Raw genomic sequence first — 13,552 nt, 5'->3', positions numbered from 1 at the left:
GCCGCCGCGGCCGGGCGGGGGGTCTCCGGCGCCTGTGTTCCCGCCTCCGGCCAGACCGGTGATACGGCGGTACGCACGCGGGGCGCTGACCGGGGCCGACGGGTAACCTGATTCGCGGGGGACACGGGGGCCGTACTCCGGAGGTCTCGATGGACGTCCCGGTGCCGTTCGGCCGGATTCTCCTCGCACCGCCCTCCCCCCAGGGGGCCGCCGCCCGCCCCGAGAACCCGTCCCCGCCGGGCAATGCTCCCGAGGCCGCCCGCCCGCCCCTCCCGGACCGGCCGGGAGCTCCGGCAGGCAGCCGGTCCGCTGCACCGCCTCCCGTGACCCCGTGAGCGGCGTTCGCCGAGTGGGAAGAACAAGAAAAGGGTGTGCGGAGCGTAACGTGCGGGCGGATACGGAGTGGCTGGCCATGGGGACTCCCGAGGAACGCGTGGACGCGGGCGTGGCGGACGCCGTCACGTTGCTCCTCGACGCCCATGGGAGCCTGCTGACCTGGCCTCCCGCCGCCGAGCGGCTGCTCGGCCGGCGTGCGGTGGACGTCGTCGGCACCCCCGCGGTGGAGCTGCTCGCCCCGGAGGACGCGGCGCGGCCGCCGGAGATCGCCGAGCGCTGCAGCACCGAGGGCGGCTGGACGGGTGTGCTGCGGCTCCGCCGCGACGACGGTACGAGGGTCACGCTGGGTGTACGGGTGGCCGGGCTCCCCGAGGGCATCGGCGGTTCGTCCGCCCGCTGGATGGTCCTGGCGGCGGAGTCCCGCAGCACCGCCCGCTCGACGGCGTCGGGGATGACCCCGGCGATGATGGAGCGGATCGTCGGCCAGACGCCGATCGGGCTGGCCGTGGTCGACACCGAACTGCGCTGCGTCTGGTCGAACGCGGCACTGGAGCGCTTCGGCGGCGGTCCCTCCCAGGGGCGGCTGGGGCGGCGGCTCGCGGAGATCCAGCCGGGCCTGAACGCCACGGTCCTGGAGGCGCAGATGCGCCAGGTCCTGGAGACGGGTGTGCCGGTGATCGACTACGAGCACGTGGGGCGTTTCCGCACCGACCCGCGCCGCGAGCAGGCCCATGCGATGTCCTTCGTGCGGCTGGAGGACGAGCGCGGCGTCCCGGTGGGCGTGTGCTACTCGGTGGTCGACATCAGCGACCGCTGGCGGGCCCGTAAGCGGCTGTCGCTCCTGGACCGGGCCAGTGAGCACATCGGGCGCACCCTGGACGTGATGCACACCGCGCAGGATCTGGCGGACGTGGTCGTGCCCGACCTCGCCGACTATGTGGCCGTGGAGCTGCTGGAGTCGGTCATCAAGGGAGCGGAGCCGCAGGCCGGCCCGCTGGGCGACGCGGTCACCGTGCCGCTGCGCCGCGCCGGGATGCGGTCGGCGCGGCAGGGCGAGCCCGAGCCCGCCTTCGGCATCGGGGCGGTCTCCGCCTATCTGGAGGACACCCCGCCGATCCGGTCCCTGACCGACGGCACCTCCTGGATCAGCTCCCGGCTGGATCCGCTCGGGCTGGAGTGGGCCGCCGGCCCGGCCGGCGTCCGGGCGCTCCACTTCGGCGAACTCGGACTGCACACGGCGATGGTGGTGCCGATCCGGGCCCGCGGGGTCACCCTCGGTGTGACCCTTTTCTTCCGGGTGCGCCGCGCCGACCCCTTCGACGGGGAGGATCTGCGCCTGGCGGAGGAGGTCGTGGCCAGGGCCGCGGTCTGCCTGGACAACGCGCGCCGCTACACCCGTGAGCGGGACGCGGCCCTTGTGCTGCAGCGCAGCCTGCTGCCGCACACCTTCCCCCCGCAGGACGCGGTGGAGGTCGCCACCTACTACCGGCCGGCGGACGAGCTGTCGGGCGTGGGAGGCGACTGGTTCGACGTCATCCCGCTGTCCGGGGCGCGCATCGCGCTGGTGGTGGGAGAGGTGGTGGGCCACGGCATCGAGGCCGCCGCGACGATGGGCCAGTTGCGGACGGCGGTGCGGACCCTGGCCGACCTCGACCTGCCGCCGGAGGAGCTGCTGGCGCACCTGGACGACCTGGTCGTCCAGGTCTCGCGGGAGGCCGGGGAGTCGGCGACCGTCGGGGTCGGCGGCAGCGCGCTGGGGTCGAGTTGCCTGTACGTGACGTACGACCCGGTCAGCCGGCACTGCGTCATGGCCAGCGCCGGGCACCTGCCGCCCGCCGTGCTCCGGCCCGCCTGTGAGCGGTGCGGGGCCGAGTGCGGGGAGGCCGTCCACTTCCCCGAACTGCCCATCGGCCCCGCGCTGGGCCTGGGCGGACTGCCCTTCGAGGCGACCGAGTTGCAGATGGAGGAGGGCAGCGTCCTCGCGCTGTACACGGACGGGCTGGTCGCCCCGGTGGAGGGCGTGGACGAGGGGCAGGACAGCGGGCGGACCCGGCTGAGGGCGGCCCTGGAGGCCGATGAGGCGTCGCTGGACGCGCTGTGCCGCGGCGTCGTCGACGAGCTGGCCCCGGCCCGCCCGCACGACGACGTGGCGCTCCTGCTGGCCAGGACCCGGTGCCTGGACATCGGCCGGGTCGCCTCCTGGGACCTGGCCACCGACCCCGCGGTCGTGGGCCGGGCCCGCGAGCTGTCCACCCGGCAGTTGGAGGACTGGGGTCTGGGCGATCTCGTGTTCACCACCGAACTGGTCGTCAGCGAGCTGGTCACCAACGCGATCCGGCACGGTTCGGGTCCGATCCGCCTGCGGCTGATCCTGGAGCGCGCGCTGATCTGCGAGGTCTCCGACGCCAGCAGCACGTCGCCGCATCTGCGGCACCCCCGCACCACGGACGAGGGCGGCCGCGGGCTGTTCCTGATCTCGCAGTTCGCCCAGCGGTGGGGTACCCGCTACACCGACGACGGGAAGATCATCTGGGCCGAGCAGTTCCTCGACGGGCACGGCCCCGACGTCGGTGTGGACTTCGGCATCGGCTTCGACGCGGTCAGCATGGGCGGACCGGCCTGAGGCCGGACTCCGCCGCCCGCTCTCCGTCGTTCACCCGTGCGCCCCGGCGCCTTCGCCGGGGCGTCGTGCCGTGAGCCGGTACGTCGAGATGGTCCAGACCTATTGACCATCTGGTCCAGACCTTTCTACCCTGCGAGGGAACTGTGGTGGGCATGACATCAGTCAATCGCCCGCCAGGCGGCACTGGTATCCCCGTCGGCCCCCCACTCGAGGAGCACCCCTTGAGCACTGGAGACACCCCCCGCACTCCACGCACCAGACGCATCAGGACCACAGCGGCCGCGGGACTCACCGCGCTGCTGCTCCCGTTCGCGGCGCTCGTCGGCCTGGCCACGCCGGCCCATGCCGCGGGTACCACCGCCACGTACACCAAGACCCAGGACTGGGGCACGGGGTTCGAGGGCAAGTGGACGGTCACCAACGGCGGTTCGTCGCCCATCAGCAGCTGGACCGTCGAGTGGGACTTCCCCTCCGGCACGGCGGTGACCTCGGCGTGGGACGCCGACGTCACCGGCTCCGGCACGCACTGGACCGCCAGGAACAAGAGCTGGAACGGCACGCTGGCCCCGGGCGCCAGCATCAGCTTCGGCTTCAACGGCTCCGGCAGCGGCAGCCCGAGCGGCTGCAAGCTCAACGGAGGCTCCTGCACCGGCGGTGGCGGCGGTGACCCGACACCCACGCCGACGCCCACACCCACGCCCACCCCGACGCCCACGCCGACCCCGACGCCGACCCCCACCGGCCCCGCGGGGAGCAAGATCCGCCTCGGCTACTTCGCCGAGTGGGGCGTCTACGGCCGCAACTACCACGTCAAGAACCTGGTCACCTCCGGCTCGGCGAGCAAGCTGACCCACATCAACTACGCCTTCGGCAACGTCACCAACGGCCAGTGCACGATCGGCGACTCCTACGCCGACTACGACAAGGCCTACACCGCGGACCAGAGCGTCGACGGCGTCGCCGACACCTGGGACACCGGTGCCCTGCGGGGCAGCTTCAACCAGCTGCGCAAGCTGAAGAAGCAGTACCCGAACATCAAGATCCTGTGGTCGTTCGGCGGCTGGACCTGGTCCGGCGGTTTCGGCCAGGCGGCCGCCAACCCGACCGCCTTCGCCAACTCCTGCTACAACCTGGTAGAGGACCCGCGCTGGGCCGACGTCTTCGACGGCATCGACATCGACTGGGAGTACCCCAACGCCTGCGGTCTGTCCTGCGACACCAGCGGGGCCTCGTCCTTCAAGACGCTGATGTCCGCGCTGCGGACCAGGTTCGGCTCCAACAACCTGGTCACCGCCGCCATCACGGCCGACGGCACCAGCGGCGGCAAGATCGACGCCGCCGACTACGCGGGCGCCGCCCAGTACGTGAACTACTACAACGTGATGACGTACGACTACTTCGGCGCCTTCGACGCGGACGGGCCGACCGCCCCGCACTCCCCGCTCACCTCCTACAGCGGCATCCCGATCGCCGGCTTCTACTCCGACGCGGCGATCCAGAAGCTGAAGGGCAAGGGCATCCCGTCGAACAAGCTCAACCTGGGCATCGGCTTCTACGGCCGCGGCTGGACCGGCGTCACCCAGTCCGCTCCGGGCGGTTCCGCGACCGGTGCCGCCCCGGGTACCTACGAGGCGGGCAACGAGGACTACAAGGTCCTCAAGAACACCTGCCCGGCCACCGGCACCGTCGCGGGCACCGCGTACGCGCACTGCGGCAACAACTGGTGGAGCTACGACACCCCGGCGACCATCGCGGGCAAGATGGCCTACGTCAAGAACCAGGGCCTCGGCGGCGCGTTCTTCTGGGAGTTCAGCGGCGACACCGGCAACGGCGAGCTGGTCACCGCGATCAACAACGGTCTGAGCTAGCGATTCGGGAGCCCGGCCGTACGGGCCGGAGGGACGGGTTCGCGACCGCTCCTCCGGCCCGTTCGTGTCCGGCGCGTTCGTGTCCGGGGCGCGTCAGGCGGTGGCGCAGGGCGCGCCGTCGAGGGTGAAGCCCGAGGGCGGTGAGGTGGCACCGTACCGTGTGCCGACCAGGCCGAAGGTGACCGGCTCGCCCGCCCGCACCCACCTGTTGTAGCCCTTGGCCCGGGCGGTGACCGTCCCGCCGCGCTGGAAGAAGTCGGCGTCCCACATCTGCGTCACCCGGCGGCCGTCGGAGTACCGCCAGCCGACCGTCCAGTCGCGCAGGTCCTCGCGGGCGGTCAGGGTGACCGAGGCCTGGAAGCCGTCGTACCACCGGTCGGTCACCTCGTAGGCGATCGTGCAGGACGGCGGTGCCTCCACCGGTGCGTTCCGGGCGGGCGGCGCGGCGGAGGACGGGGTGCGGCGGGCGGCGGGGATGGTGTGCTCGGCGGCCGAGGGCACGATCTCCTCGGGGAACGGCGGCGCGCTGCCGGAGGGCTCGGGAGCCCCGGAGGCGCCGGACGCGCCCGGTGACCGCAGCGGGGGGAATCCGGGACCGTCCGGGGCGGCGCCGTCATTGCCGCCCTGGGCCGTCGGCGCGGCCTGGGCGGACCGGGGGGCGGAGTCGTCGGCGGTGACCACGACCGTCACGCAGACCACGGCGGCCAGCACCGCGGCAGCGGCGGCCACGGCGGCCCTGCCCCGGGGTGTCCGGGTCCGCGTCCGCGCCGCGCGGGCGGCACGGGCGGCACGCCGCGACGGCCGGGGCGGAACGGCTCCCAGTCCGGCCGCCCGGCGCCGGGCCTCCAGGTAGGCGGGACCCGCCCAGCCCAGCACCCCTTCGGCCAGCGCCTCGGCCGGGCCACCGCCGAACGGGGCCAGGCACACGGCGGCCCGCGCGCAGTCGGCGCACCCGCGCAGGTGCCGGCGCAGGTCCTCGGGCGCGGCCTCGACGGGCATCCGGGTGGCGGCGTCCAGCAGCCTGGCGTACCCCTGGCACTCGTCGGAGGGCGGCTCCTCCTGGTGGGCGCGCAGGCAGCGGTCCCGGAAGTCCTCGCGGGCCCGGTCGATCTCCCGTTCCGCGGCGGCGGCGTCGATGCCCAGCGTGCGGGCGGTCACCGCCACGGGGCGGCACTCGACCTCGGTGGACCACAGCAGTGCCGCGTCCGCCTCCGCCATGTCCCGCAGCCCGCGCAGGGCCAGCGGCTCCGGGCGCGCTGCCCTGCCCCGGCGGGCGGCGCGTTCGGCGTTGAGCCAGATGCGGAACTCCGGATGCAGGCTGCCCCCCTCGCCCCGGGCCTGCCAGTCCGCGGCGGTGTCCCGTACGGCGGTCAGCAGCAGCGGCAGCAGGGGCAGCGGCAGCGGCCCCGGCGCGAACCCGGGGTCCATCACGTCGGGTACCTGGTCCAGGCCGCGTTCGAACGCGTCGGCGGCCAGGCGTCCGCCGTCCTCGGGGGAGAGCGTGCACAGCTGGGCGAAGCACAGCGCTTCCGCCCAGTACTCGGACAGCGGTACGGCCTCCGGGACCGGGGCTGCGGCAGTCATGGGGCGGTGAACCAACCTTCGGCGTCGGGAGGCGGCTGCGCCTGCGCCTTGTGGTGCCGGGAGCCTTTCACGCTTTCCACACAAGTAGCAAGGTGTGACTTCGTTTGCCGAAGGGGGAGTTGGGGCGAGAGCAGGGCTGTGCGCCGCTGCGCGGCCGTGAACGCCGCCGAGCGGTTCGACGCCCGCGGATCAGCCGCGGACGGTGACCGAGCGGGGGTCGAAGCCGTACGGGAGTTCGAGGCGGTGGGCGCGCATCAGGGTGTCGTCGGAGAGGAGTTCCTGGGTGCGGCCGTCGGCGACGACGGTGCCGCCGCTGAGGACGACGGAGCGCGGGCACAGCTCCAGGGCGTACGGCAGGTCGTGGGTGACCATCAGGACCGTGACGTCCAGGGAGCGCAGGATGTCGGCGAGTTCGCGGCGGGAGGCGGGGTCCAGGTTGGAGGAGGGCTCGTCCAGGACGAGGATCTCCGGCTCCATGGCGAGGACGGTCGCCACCGCCACGCGGCGCCGCTGGCCGAACGACAGGTGGTGCGGCGGCCGGTCTGCGAACTCCGCCATGCCGACCCGCTCCAGCGCCTTGCGGACGCAGGCCTCCAGCTCGGCGCCGCGCAGACCGGCGGCGGCCGGGCCGAAGGCGACGTCCTCGCGGACGGTGGGCATGAAGAGCTGGTCGTCCGGGTCCTGGAAGACGATGCCGACCCGGCGCCTGACCTCCGCCACGTGCTTGCGGTCGCCGACCGGGAGCCCGGCGACGGTCACGGAGCCGGCCCCGGCCTCGAGGATGCCGTTGAGATGCAGCACGAGCGTCGTCTTGCCGGCGCCGTTGGGGCCGAGGAGGGCGACCCGCTCGCCGCGGGCGATGGCCAGGTCGACGCCGAACAGCGCCTGGTGGCCGTCGGGGTAGGCGTAGGCGAGGCCCTTGACCTCGAGCGAAGCGGTCACAGGAACCATCCCATCAGGCAGACCGCCAGCGCGGCGGCCGGGAGCACGGCCGCGTACGACCACTGGGCGCGTGAGGCGGTCACATCGTCGATCACCGGCATGCTGCCGGCGTAGCCGCGGCTGATCATCGCCAGGTGGACGCGTTCGCCGCGTTCGTAGGAGCGGATGAACAGGGCGCCCGCGGACTTGGCGAGCACGCCCCAGTGGCGCGGGCCGCGCGCCTCGAAGCCGCGCGAGAGGCGGGCGACGCGCATCCGGCGCATCTCGTCGGTGATGACGTCCCCGTAACGGATCATGAAGGAGGCGATCTGCACCAGCAGCGCCGGCAGCCGCAGCCGCTGCAGGCCGAGGACGAGTTCGCGCAGCTCGGTGGTGGAGGCCAGCAGCACGGAGGCGGCGACGCCGAGGGTGCCCTTGGCGAGGATGTTCCAGGCGCCCCACAGGCCGTGCACGCTCAGGGACAGGCCCAGTACCTCGGTGCGCGGCCCCTCGGCGACGAAGGGCATGAGGACGGCGAAGGCGACGAAGGGCACCTCGATCAGCAGCCGCCGCAGCAGGAAGCCGGCCGGGACGCGCGCCGCGACGGCGACCGTGGCCAGCAGCACGGCGTACAGGCCGAAGGCCCACACCGCTGAGCGCGGCGTGGACACGACGACCAGGACGAAGCAGAAGACCGCGGCGATCTTGCACTGCGGGGGCAGCGCGTGCACCGGCGAGTGCCCGTGCCGGTAGAGCCGGTGGGCGTGGCCCGCGCCCACCGTCAGCCCTCGTCCGCGCGCGGCCGGCGGCGGACGATCCAGAAGACGCCGGTGCCGAGCGCCAGGGTGGCGCCGACACCGATGACACCGGCGAGGCCGCCGGAGAGCCGGGCGTCGCCGACGTCCTTGGTCTGGTAGTCCGCCAGCGGCGAGTCCTTGGCCGCGTGGTCCTCGGCCTTCTTGTCGATGCCGTGGTCGGCGGCGACCTTCTCCAGCCCGTCGGGGCTGGCCGAGGCGTAGTAGCTGACGAATCCGGCGAGCGCCAGGGCGGCGATCAGGCCGGCGATCCACAGCGGCCGTATGCCGCCGCGCTTCGGGGTGTCGGTCACGGCCGCCATCAGACGGTCGCCTCCTTCAGTTCCAGCGGGCGGCGCAGGTCACGGGCGCCGTGGACGAGGTCGGGGCGGACGGCGATGACGGCGCCCACCGTCGCGGCGGTGATCACCGCCTCACCGATGCCGATCAGGACGTGCACGCCGACCATGGCGGTGAAGACCTTGCCGAGCGAGACGTCGGTCGTCCCGCCCAGCGCGTAGATCCCGGTGAAGGCGACCGCCGCGGCCGGGACGGAGACCAGGGCCGCGACGAAGGCCGCGCCCGTCACCCCGCCGCGCCCGTTCGGCAGCACCTTGACCAGAGCGCGGAAGAGGGCGTAGGCGACGACCACGGTCACGATCGCCATGTCGGTGATGTTCACGCCGAGGGCGGTGAGGCCGCCGTCGGCGAAGAGCACGCCCTGGATGAGCAGGACCACGGACACGCACAACACCCCTGTATAGGGGCCGACGAGTATCGCCGCGAGCGCTCCGCCGAGGAGGTGGCCGCTGGTGCCGGCGGCCACCGGGAAGTTGAGCATCTGGACGGCGAAGATGAACGCGGAGACGAGTCCGGCCAGCGGCGCGGTGCGCTCGTCCAGTTCGCGTCGCGCACCGCGCAGGCTCACCGCCACGGCTGCCGCCGCGACGGCACCGGCCGCCACCGACACCGGGGCGTCGATGAATCCGTCGGGTACATGCATGGAGAGCTCCGCTCCGGGGTCGCGTCGGAAGTCGAACGCTCAATCATAGAGTCCTATTGCGACTGACTTGCAAGAGCCTGTCTGATGCTGGAGCGCATGCCCCGCGTATGCCCGTTCGCGCTTCATCCCGCTTCAGCCCGCTTCAGCCGCGCTTCCGGTGCCCGGTCAGCCCAACGGGCGCCCCGCCCGCAGGTTCCAGCGTCCGGACCGCCCGCTGAATTCCGTCGCCGTCAGCGGGGGCACGTCGATCCGCCAGAAGGACGCCTCCGGCGCACCCAGGGCCCGTACCGCGCAGGCCCGGACGATCTCCGGTTCGACGACGGCGAGCACCCGGCCCGGCGTGGCGGCGAGCCCGTCGAGCCAGCCGCCGACGCGGGCGCACAGCTCGCGCAGCGACTCGGCGTCGTGCGGCGCGGCGTCCGGGTCGGAGAGCCAGGCGGCCACCGCCTCCGGTTCCTCGGCGCTCACCTCGGCCAGGGTGCGTCCCCGCCAGCGGCCCAGCGCCCAGCCCGCGGGCGCGGTCTCCTCGGCGGCGAGGCCGAGCGCCTGCGCGGTCGCGTGGCAGCGCACCGTGGGCGAGACGGGCACCGGTACCGCGGAGGGCAGCGAACCGGCCAAGGCGCGGGCGGCGGCGAGCGCCTGCCCGTCCGGCGGCACGTCGTCGTCGAAACGCGCCTCGCGCAGCGCCGCGTTCACCACCGGTGAGATCAACGTCACCCGGGTCGTCATGCACCCTCCTCGTTCTCCGGCGATCACCTGGAATCGCCGACTGCCGCCCCGCACCGGGCCTGCCCGCGGCACCGAAGCGGCTCCCGCGCATGCCGTGGCGTGAACGCGCGCCCTTGGCCGGATCACCGGATCGCGGTACCGTCACGACGACATTCACGACGACACGGCGGAAGTCCGGTGCAAATCCGGCACGGTCGCGCCACTGTAAGCCCAGCCCAGCGCCAGGCGAGTCAGACCCGCAGTCGTCCGACAGAGCTCCACCGACCGGGACGCGAGTTCCCACCAGGAGGTCATGCCATGGCGCAGTCCGCCGCCTCGCCGGCCATAGCCCCTTCCGCCGCCCCCTTGACGCTGCCGATCAGGGCGATCCTGCCCTGGGCGGTCTTCTTCGGCGTCCTGATGCTGGTCCTGCTCTACTTCGTGGGTGCCGAGCAGGGGGCCACGTCCCTCATGTCCGGTGAGAACGTCCACGAGTGGCTGCACGACGGGCGCCACCTGCTCGGCTTCCCCTGCCACTGACAGGGGCGCCGCACCGATGAACCCCGCCACCCCCGTCAATTCGGTCACCGTCAGACAACTGCTGGTGCGGGGCATGCTGGCCGGCCTCGCCGCCGGCGCGTTCGCGCTGGTCGTCGCCTACCTGCTGGGCGAGTCCCGGGTCGACGCCGCCATCGCGTTCGAGGAGTCGCACGCCCACGAGCACGGCGGCACCGAACCGGTCAGCCGTGCCCTGCAGTCCACCGCCGGTCTGGCCACCGGCCTCCTCGTGTACGGCGTGGCGCTGGGCGGCATCGCCGCGCTCGCCTACTGCTTCGCCCTCGGGCGGATCGGCCGCTTCGGCGCCCGGTCGACGGCGATGCTGCTGTCGGCCGCGGCGCTCGTCGCGGTCTACGTCGTGCCCTTCCTGAAGTACCCCGCCAACCCGCCGGCCGTCGGCGACCCCGACACCATCGGCGAACGCACCACGCTGTACTTCCTGATGATGCTGCTCAGCGTGCTGCTCGCGATCGCCACCGTGATCCTGGGCAGGCGCCTCGCGCCGCGCCTGGGCAACTGGTACGCGACCGTGGCCGCCGGCGTCTTCCTCGTCGTGACCGTGGGGCTCGCGTACGCGCTGCTGCCCGGGATCGACGAGGTGCCGGAGCACTTCCCGGCGCAACTGCTGTGGCAGTTCCGTCTGGCGGCGCTGGCGGTCCAGCTGACGCTGTGGACCTCCTTCGGGCTGGTCTTCGGCCACCTGGCCGGACGCCTGCTGGAACCGGCCCCGGCCGCCGCCTCCGCGGGGCGCGACGCCGTGGGCGCGGGCACGGCGGCCTCCGTCTAGGGCCGCCGTCCGGGCCCTCGGCCGGGCCCGCCGCACCGTACGCACGACCGCCCGTACGACGCTCAGCGCGTCGTGCGGGCGGTCGCGTGCACGGAGGAGACGAGCGCGTGCAGCCGGTCCGCCGCGGCGCGGCCGAAGGCGGGGTCGTTGAGGTGCGTGTCGTACTCGGCGACCTCCACCCGGCTGCCGCGCAACTCCTCGCGGAGGGTGTGGAACAGCACCCCGTCCACCGCCCGGTCGTGGTACGGCCCGCCCGGCGCCCCGAGGGTGGACAGCCCGCGCAGCGGCAGCAGGAGCGTGGCCGGGCCGGTGGCCGCGCGCAGCTTCGCGGCGACCTGACGGCCGAGTTCGGCGCACTCGGCGGCGGAGGTGCGGATCACGGTCACCGACGGGTTGTGGACGTGGACGTGACGGGCCCGGAAGCGGTCCGGCAGCGAGCCGAGCGGGCCGAACTTGACCATGTCGAGCGCTCCCGGGCTCACCACCTGGGGCAGTCCGGCGCGGCCCGCGGCGCGCAGCCGGTCGGGCCCCGCGCCGAAGGCGCCGCCCACCAGCTCGTCGGCGAGCTCGCTGAGCGTCAGGTCGAGCACCCCGCTGAACATGCCCTCCCCGGCGAGCGACTCCAGGGAGCGGCCGCCGGAGCCCACGGAGTGGAAGACCAGCACCTCGTAGCCGAGTTCGGTGAGCCGCGCCCGGGCGGCGTCGACCCCGGGGGTCGTCACCCCCGCCATGCTCGCCGCCACCAGCGGCCGGTCCCCGGCGGGCGCGGCGGGCGCCCCGGCGAAGCCCCTGGCCATCCCGGCGATGGCGTCGGCCGCGTTCGCCAGGATCGGCGCCGACACCCGGTTGACGCCCGCGATGTCGACGACGCTGTACATCATGGCGATGTCGGTCGAGCCGACGTACGGGGAGACGTCGCCCGCGGCCATCGAGGAGACCATCAGCTTCGGCACGCCCAGCGGCAGCTCCCGCATCGCGCGGGTGGCGATCGAGGTGCCGCCGCTGCCCCCGACGGCCAGCACGCCGTGCAGCCTGCCCTCGTCGTGCAGCCGGCGCACCACCCGGGCCGCCCCCTCGGCCATGACCGTCACCGCGGTGCCGCGGTCGCCCGCCCTGCGCAGCCGTTCGGCGTCCGCACCCGCGGCGGAGGCCACGACGGAGCGGGGGATGTCGGGGGTCACGAGGGGCTCGCCGGCCACGCCCGCGTCGATCAGCACGACCTCGACGGCGGCGCGCAGGAGGCGGTCCCGCAGCCAGCCGTACTCGGTGCCCTTGGTGTCCAGCGTTCCCAGCAGCGCAACCACCGGCATGGACACCAGTGTTGGGCCCCGGGCCGGAAGTGACAAGGCCTCATGACGGGGGCACGGGACGCAGCAGTCGTCCCGGGAGCCGACCCGGATCGTCCGGCCCTCCCGTACGGCGTCGGCCACCGGGGTCGACCGCTCCATGGGCAGCCGCGACCACGGCATCGACAGCTCGCGCGGCGCCCCGGTGATGACCTCCAACCCCAGCGCGCGGCCCTCGGGCATCAGCAGGAAGACCGCACCGACACGGGCGCCCGTCTCGCGCACCACTTCGGCGAGCACCTGGTCCAGCAGCTCCCGCGCGGGGGCAGTCACCACCATGTGTGGCTCCACCATCGGGCCGACACCACCTATAAGGGGACGATACGCCCCCGTCCGCCCCGTCTCCTCCCGCCGGCTCGAAGGGTGGTGTCCCGCCGGGACCGGTCGGGGGGCCGCGGCGGGGGGGCGTGCCGGCGATGGCGCTGCCGGCCTGGTCGGCGAGGGTTCAGCGCAGGGGCGCGGCGGTGTGCAGGGGCAGCCGCCAGGTGTTGCGGCGGTGCATGTCCTCGAGGACCCCGTGGAGCGGCGAGCGGGGTACGGCGAGCACCGGGCAGACCGCGTGGGCGAGGCAGTGCCGGGCCACCGAGGGGCTCAGCAGCCGGCGCAGCCGGCCGCGTCGCCCGGCGCCCACCACCAGTACGTCGTCCGGGCGGTTCGCGACCTGGGTCAGCGCCCACCCCGCGGGCCCGCGGACGGTCAGCGCGCGCAAGGGGAGGTCCTCCGGGAGCCGGCCGAAGGCGGACTCGACGGCGTCGAGCAGCCGCCGCCGGGCCCGGTCCTGCCCGGCGTCCAGCAGTGGGGGGCAGGGGGAGCGCCGGTAGGCGAACTCCCCGCCCGGCGGTTCCCAGGCGAGCACGGCGACGAGCACCGCGCCCGTACGGCGTGCCTCGGCGGCGGCCCGGTGCAGCGCCGTGAGGCTGCCGAGGGAGCCGCTCAGCCCCACGACCACGCGGTGGTGTCCGGCGTCATCCATGTCCCCCATGGAAGACCCGGGCGCGGCGCCCGCGGGGGCTCCTTGTCGTCC

General features: G+C 74.0%; 10 protein-coding genes, 1 pseudogene and 1 riboswitch. Of the genes and pseudogenes, 4 read left to right on the top strand and 7 right to left on the bottom strand.

What is annotated here, in order from left to right; translation table 11 throughout:
• The first annotated feature begins 412 nt into the window (after nucleotides 1-412).
• Together B085_RS0113650 and B085_RS0113645 are read left to right on the top strand one after the other, a co-directional pair.
• A complete protein-coding gene (locus B085_RS0113650) occupies nucleotides 413-2,959 on the top strand; it encodes a SpoIIE family protein phosphatase (protein ID WP_018559124.1) in 2,547 nt (848 codons plus the stop codon).
• A 221-nt stretch (nucleotides 2,960-3,180) separates the two neighbouring features.
• A complete protein-coding gene (locus tag B085_RS0113645; RefSeq protein ID WP_018559123.1) occupies nucleotides 3,181-4,827 on the top strand; it encodes a glycosyl hydrolase family 18 protein in 1,647 nt (548 codons plus the stop codon).
• 93 nt (nucleotides 4,828-4,920) lie between these two features.
• Here B085_RS0113645 and B085_RS51420 read toward each other — a convergent pair whose 3' ends face one another.
• The 5 genes and pseudogenes from B085_RS51420 to B085_RS0113620 all read right to left on the bottom strand — a co-directional run bounded on the left by B085_RS51420 (nucleotide 4,921) and on the right by B085_RS0113620 (nucleotide 9,858).
• The gene (locus B085_RS51420) at nucleotides 4,921-6,411 is read right to left on the bottom strand and encodes a cellulose binding domain-containing protein (RefSeq protein WP_018559122.1); all 1,491 of its coding nucleotides are present in this window, start codon (nucleotides 6,409-6,411) and stop codon (nucleotides 4,921-4,923) included.
• Between the two features lie 189 nt (nucleotides 6,412-6,600).
• Entirely contained in the window at nucleotides 6,601-7,353 is a 753-nt protein-coding gene (locus B085_RS0113635) for an ABC transporter ATP-binding protein (protein WP_018559121.1), read from the bottom strand.
• Nucleotides 7,350-8,111, bottom strand: coding sequence for a cobalt ECF transporter T component CbiQ (cbiQ, locus tag B085_RS0113630; RefSeq protein ID WP_018559120.1), 762 nt, complete (start codon nucleotides 8,109-8,111; stop codon nucleotides 7,350-7,352). The genes B085_RS0113635 and cbiQ overlap by 4 nt, the downstream gene beginning before the upstream one ends.
• A 2-nt stretch (nucleotides 8,112-8,113) precedes the next feature.
• Nucleotides 8,114-9,129, bottom strand: a pseudogene (locus B085_RS42285) (energy-coupling factor ABC transporter permease).
• A gap of 165 nt (nucleotides 9,130-9,294) precedes the next feature.
• Nucleotides 9,295-9,858 carry a histidine phosphatase family protein gene (locus B085_RS0113620; RefSeq protein WP_018559119.1) on the bottom strand — a complete coding sequence of 188 codons (564 nt, stop codon included), beginning with the start codon at nucleotides 9,856-9,858 and terminating at the stop codon, nucleotides 9,295-9,297.
• A gap of 121 nt (nucleotides 9,859-9,979) precedes the next feature.
• A riboswitch (cobalamin riboswitch) is annotated at nucleotides 9,980-10,117 on the top strand.
• 38 nt (nucleotides 10,118-10,155) lie between these two features.
• Between B085_RS0113620 and B085_RS0113615 the strand changes: the two genes are divergently transcribed.
• Both B085_RS0113615 and B085_RS0113610 read left to right on the top strand, forming a co-directional pair.
• Nucleotides 10,156-10,377 (top strand): CbtB domain-containing protein, encoded by a 222-nt coding sequence (locus B085_RS0113615; protein ID WP_018559118.1) that lies wholly within the window; start codon nucleotides 10,156-10,158, stop codon nucleotides 10,375-10,377.
• 16 nt (nucleotides 10,378-10,393) lie between these two features.
• On the top strand, nucleotides 10,394-11,182 hold the full coding sequence (locus B085_RS0113610; protein ID WP_018559117.1) for a CbtA family protein: 789 nt from the start codon (nucleotides 10,394-10,396) through the stop codon (nucleotides 11,180-11,182).
• 62 nt (nucleotides 11,183-11,244) lie between these two features.
• Here the strand turns inward: B085_RS0113610 and B085_RS0113605 are convergent, their stop codons facing one another.
• Both B085_RS0113605 and B085_RS0113600 read right to left on the bottom strand, forming a co-directional pair.
• Entirely contained in the window at nucleotides 11,245-12,807 is a 1,563-nt protein-coding gene (locus tag B085_RS0113605; protein WP_018559116.1) for a Tm-1-like ATP-binding domain-containing protein, read from the bottom strand.
• A gap of 166 nt (nucleotides 12,808-12,973) precedes the next feature.
• Complete coding sequence (locus B085_RS0113600; protein ID WP_018559115.1) at nucleotides 12,974-13,510, bottom strand: universal stress protein; 537 nt, start codon at nucleotides 13,508-13,510, stop codon at nucleotides 12,974-12,976.
• Nucleotides 13,511-13,552 lie beyond the last annotated feature (42 nt).

It is taken from the genome of Streptomyces sp. BoleA5, from assembly GCF_000373665.1.
GTDB lineage: Bacteria > Actinomycetota > Actinomycetes > Streptomycetales > Streptomycetaceae > Actinacidiphila.
This window is presented reverse-complemented; position numbering and strand designations above follow the sequence as displayed.

What these genes read in the sequence shown, in the direction of transcription:
- B085_RS0113650 (WP_018559124.1), top strand. Translation starts at nt 413, where the DNA reads ATGGGGACTCCCGAGGAACGCGTGGACGCGGGCGTGGCGGACGCCGTC.
- B085_RS51420 (WP_018559122.1), bottom strand. Translation starts at nt 6,411, where the DNA reads ATGACTGCCGCAGCCCCGGTCCCGGAGGCCGTACCGCTGTCCGAGTAC.
- B085_RS0113620 (WP_018559119.1), bottom strand. Translation starts at nt 9,858, where the DNA reads ATGACGACCCGGGTGACGTTGATCTCACCGGTGGTGAACGCGGCGCTG.
- B085_RS0113615 (WP_018559118.1), top strand. Translation starts at nt 10,156, where the DNA reads ATGGCGCAGTCCGCCGCCTCGCCGGCCATAGCCCCTTCCGCCGCCCCC.
- B085_RS0113610 (WP_018559117.1), top strand. Translation starts at nt 10,394, where the DNA reads ATGAACCCCGCCACCCCCGTCAATTCGGTCACCGTCAGACAACTGCTG.
- B085_RS0113605 (WP_018559116.1), bottom strand. Translation starts at nt 12,807, where the DNA reads ATGGTGGTGACTGCCCCCGCGCGGGAGCTGCTGGACCAGGTGCTCGCC.
- B085_RS0113600 (WP_018559115.1), bottom strand. Translation starts at nt 13,510, where the DNA reads ATGGGGGACATGGATGACGCCGGACACCACCGCGTGGTCGTGGGGCTG.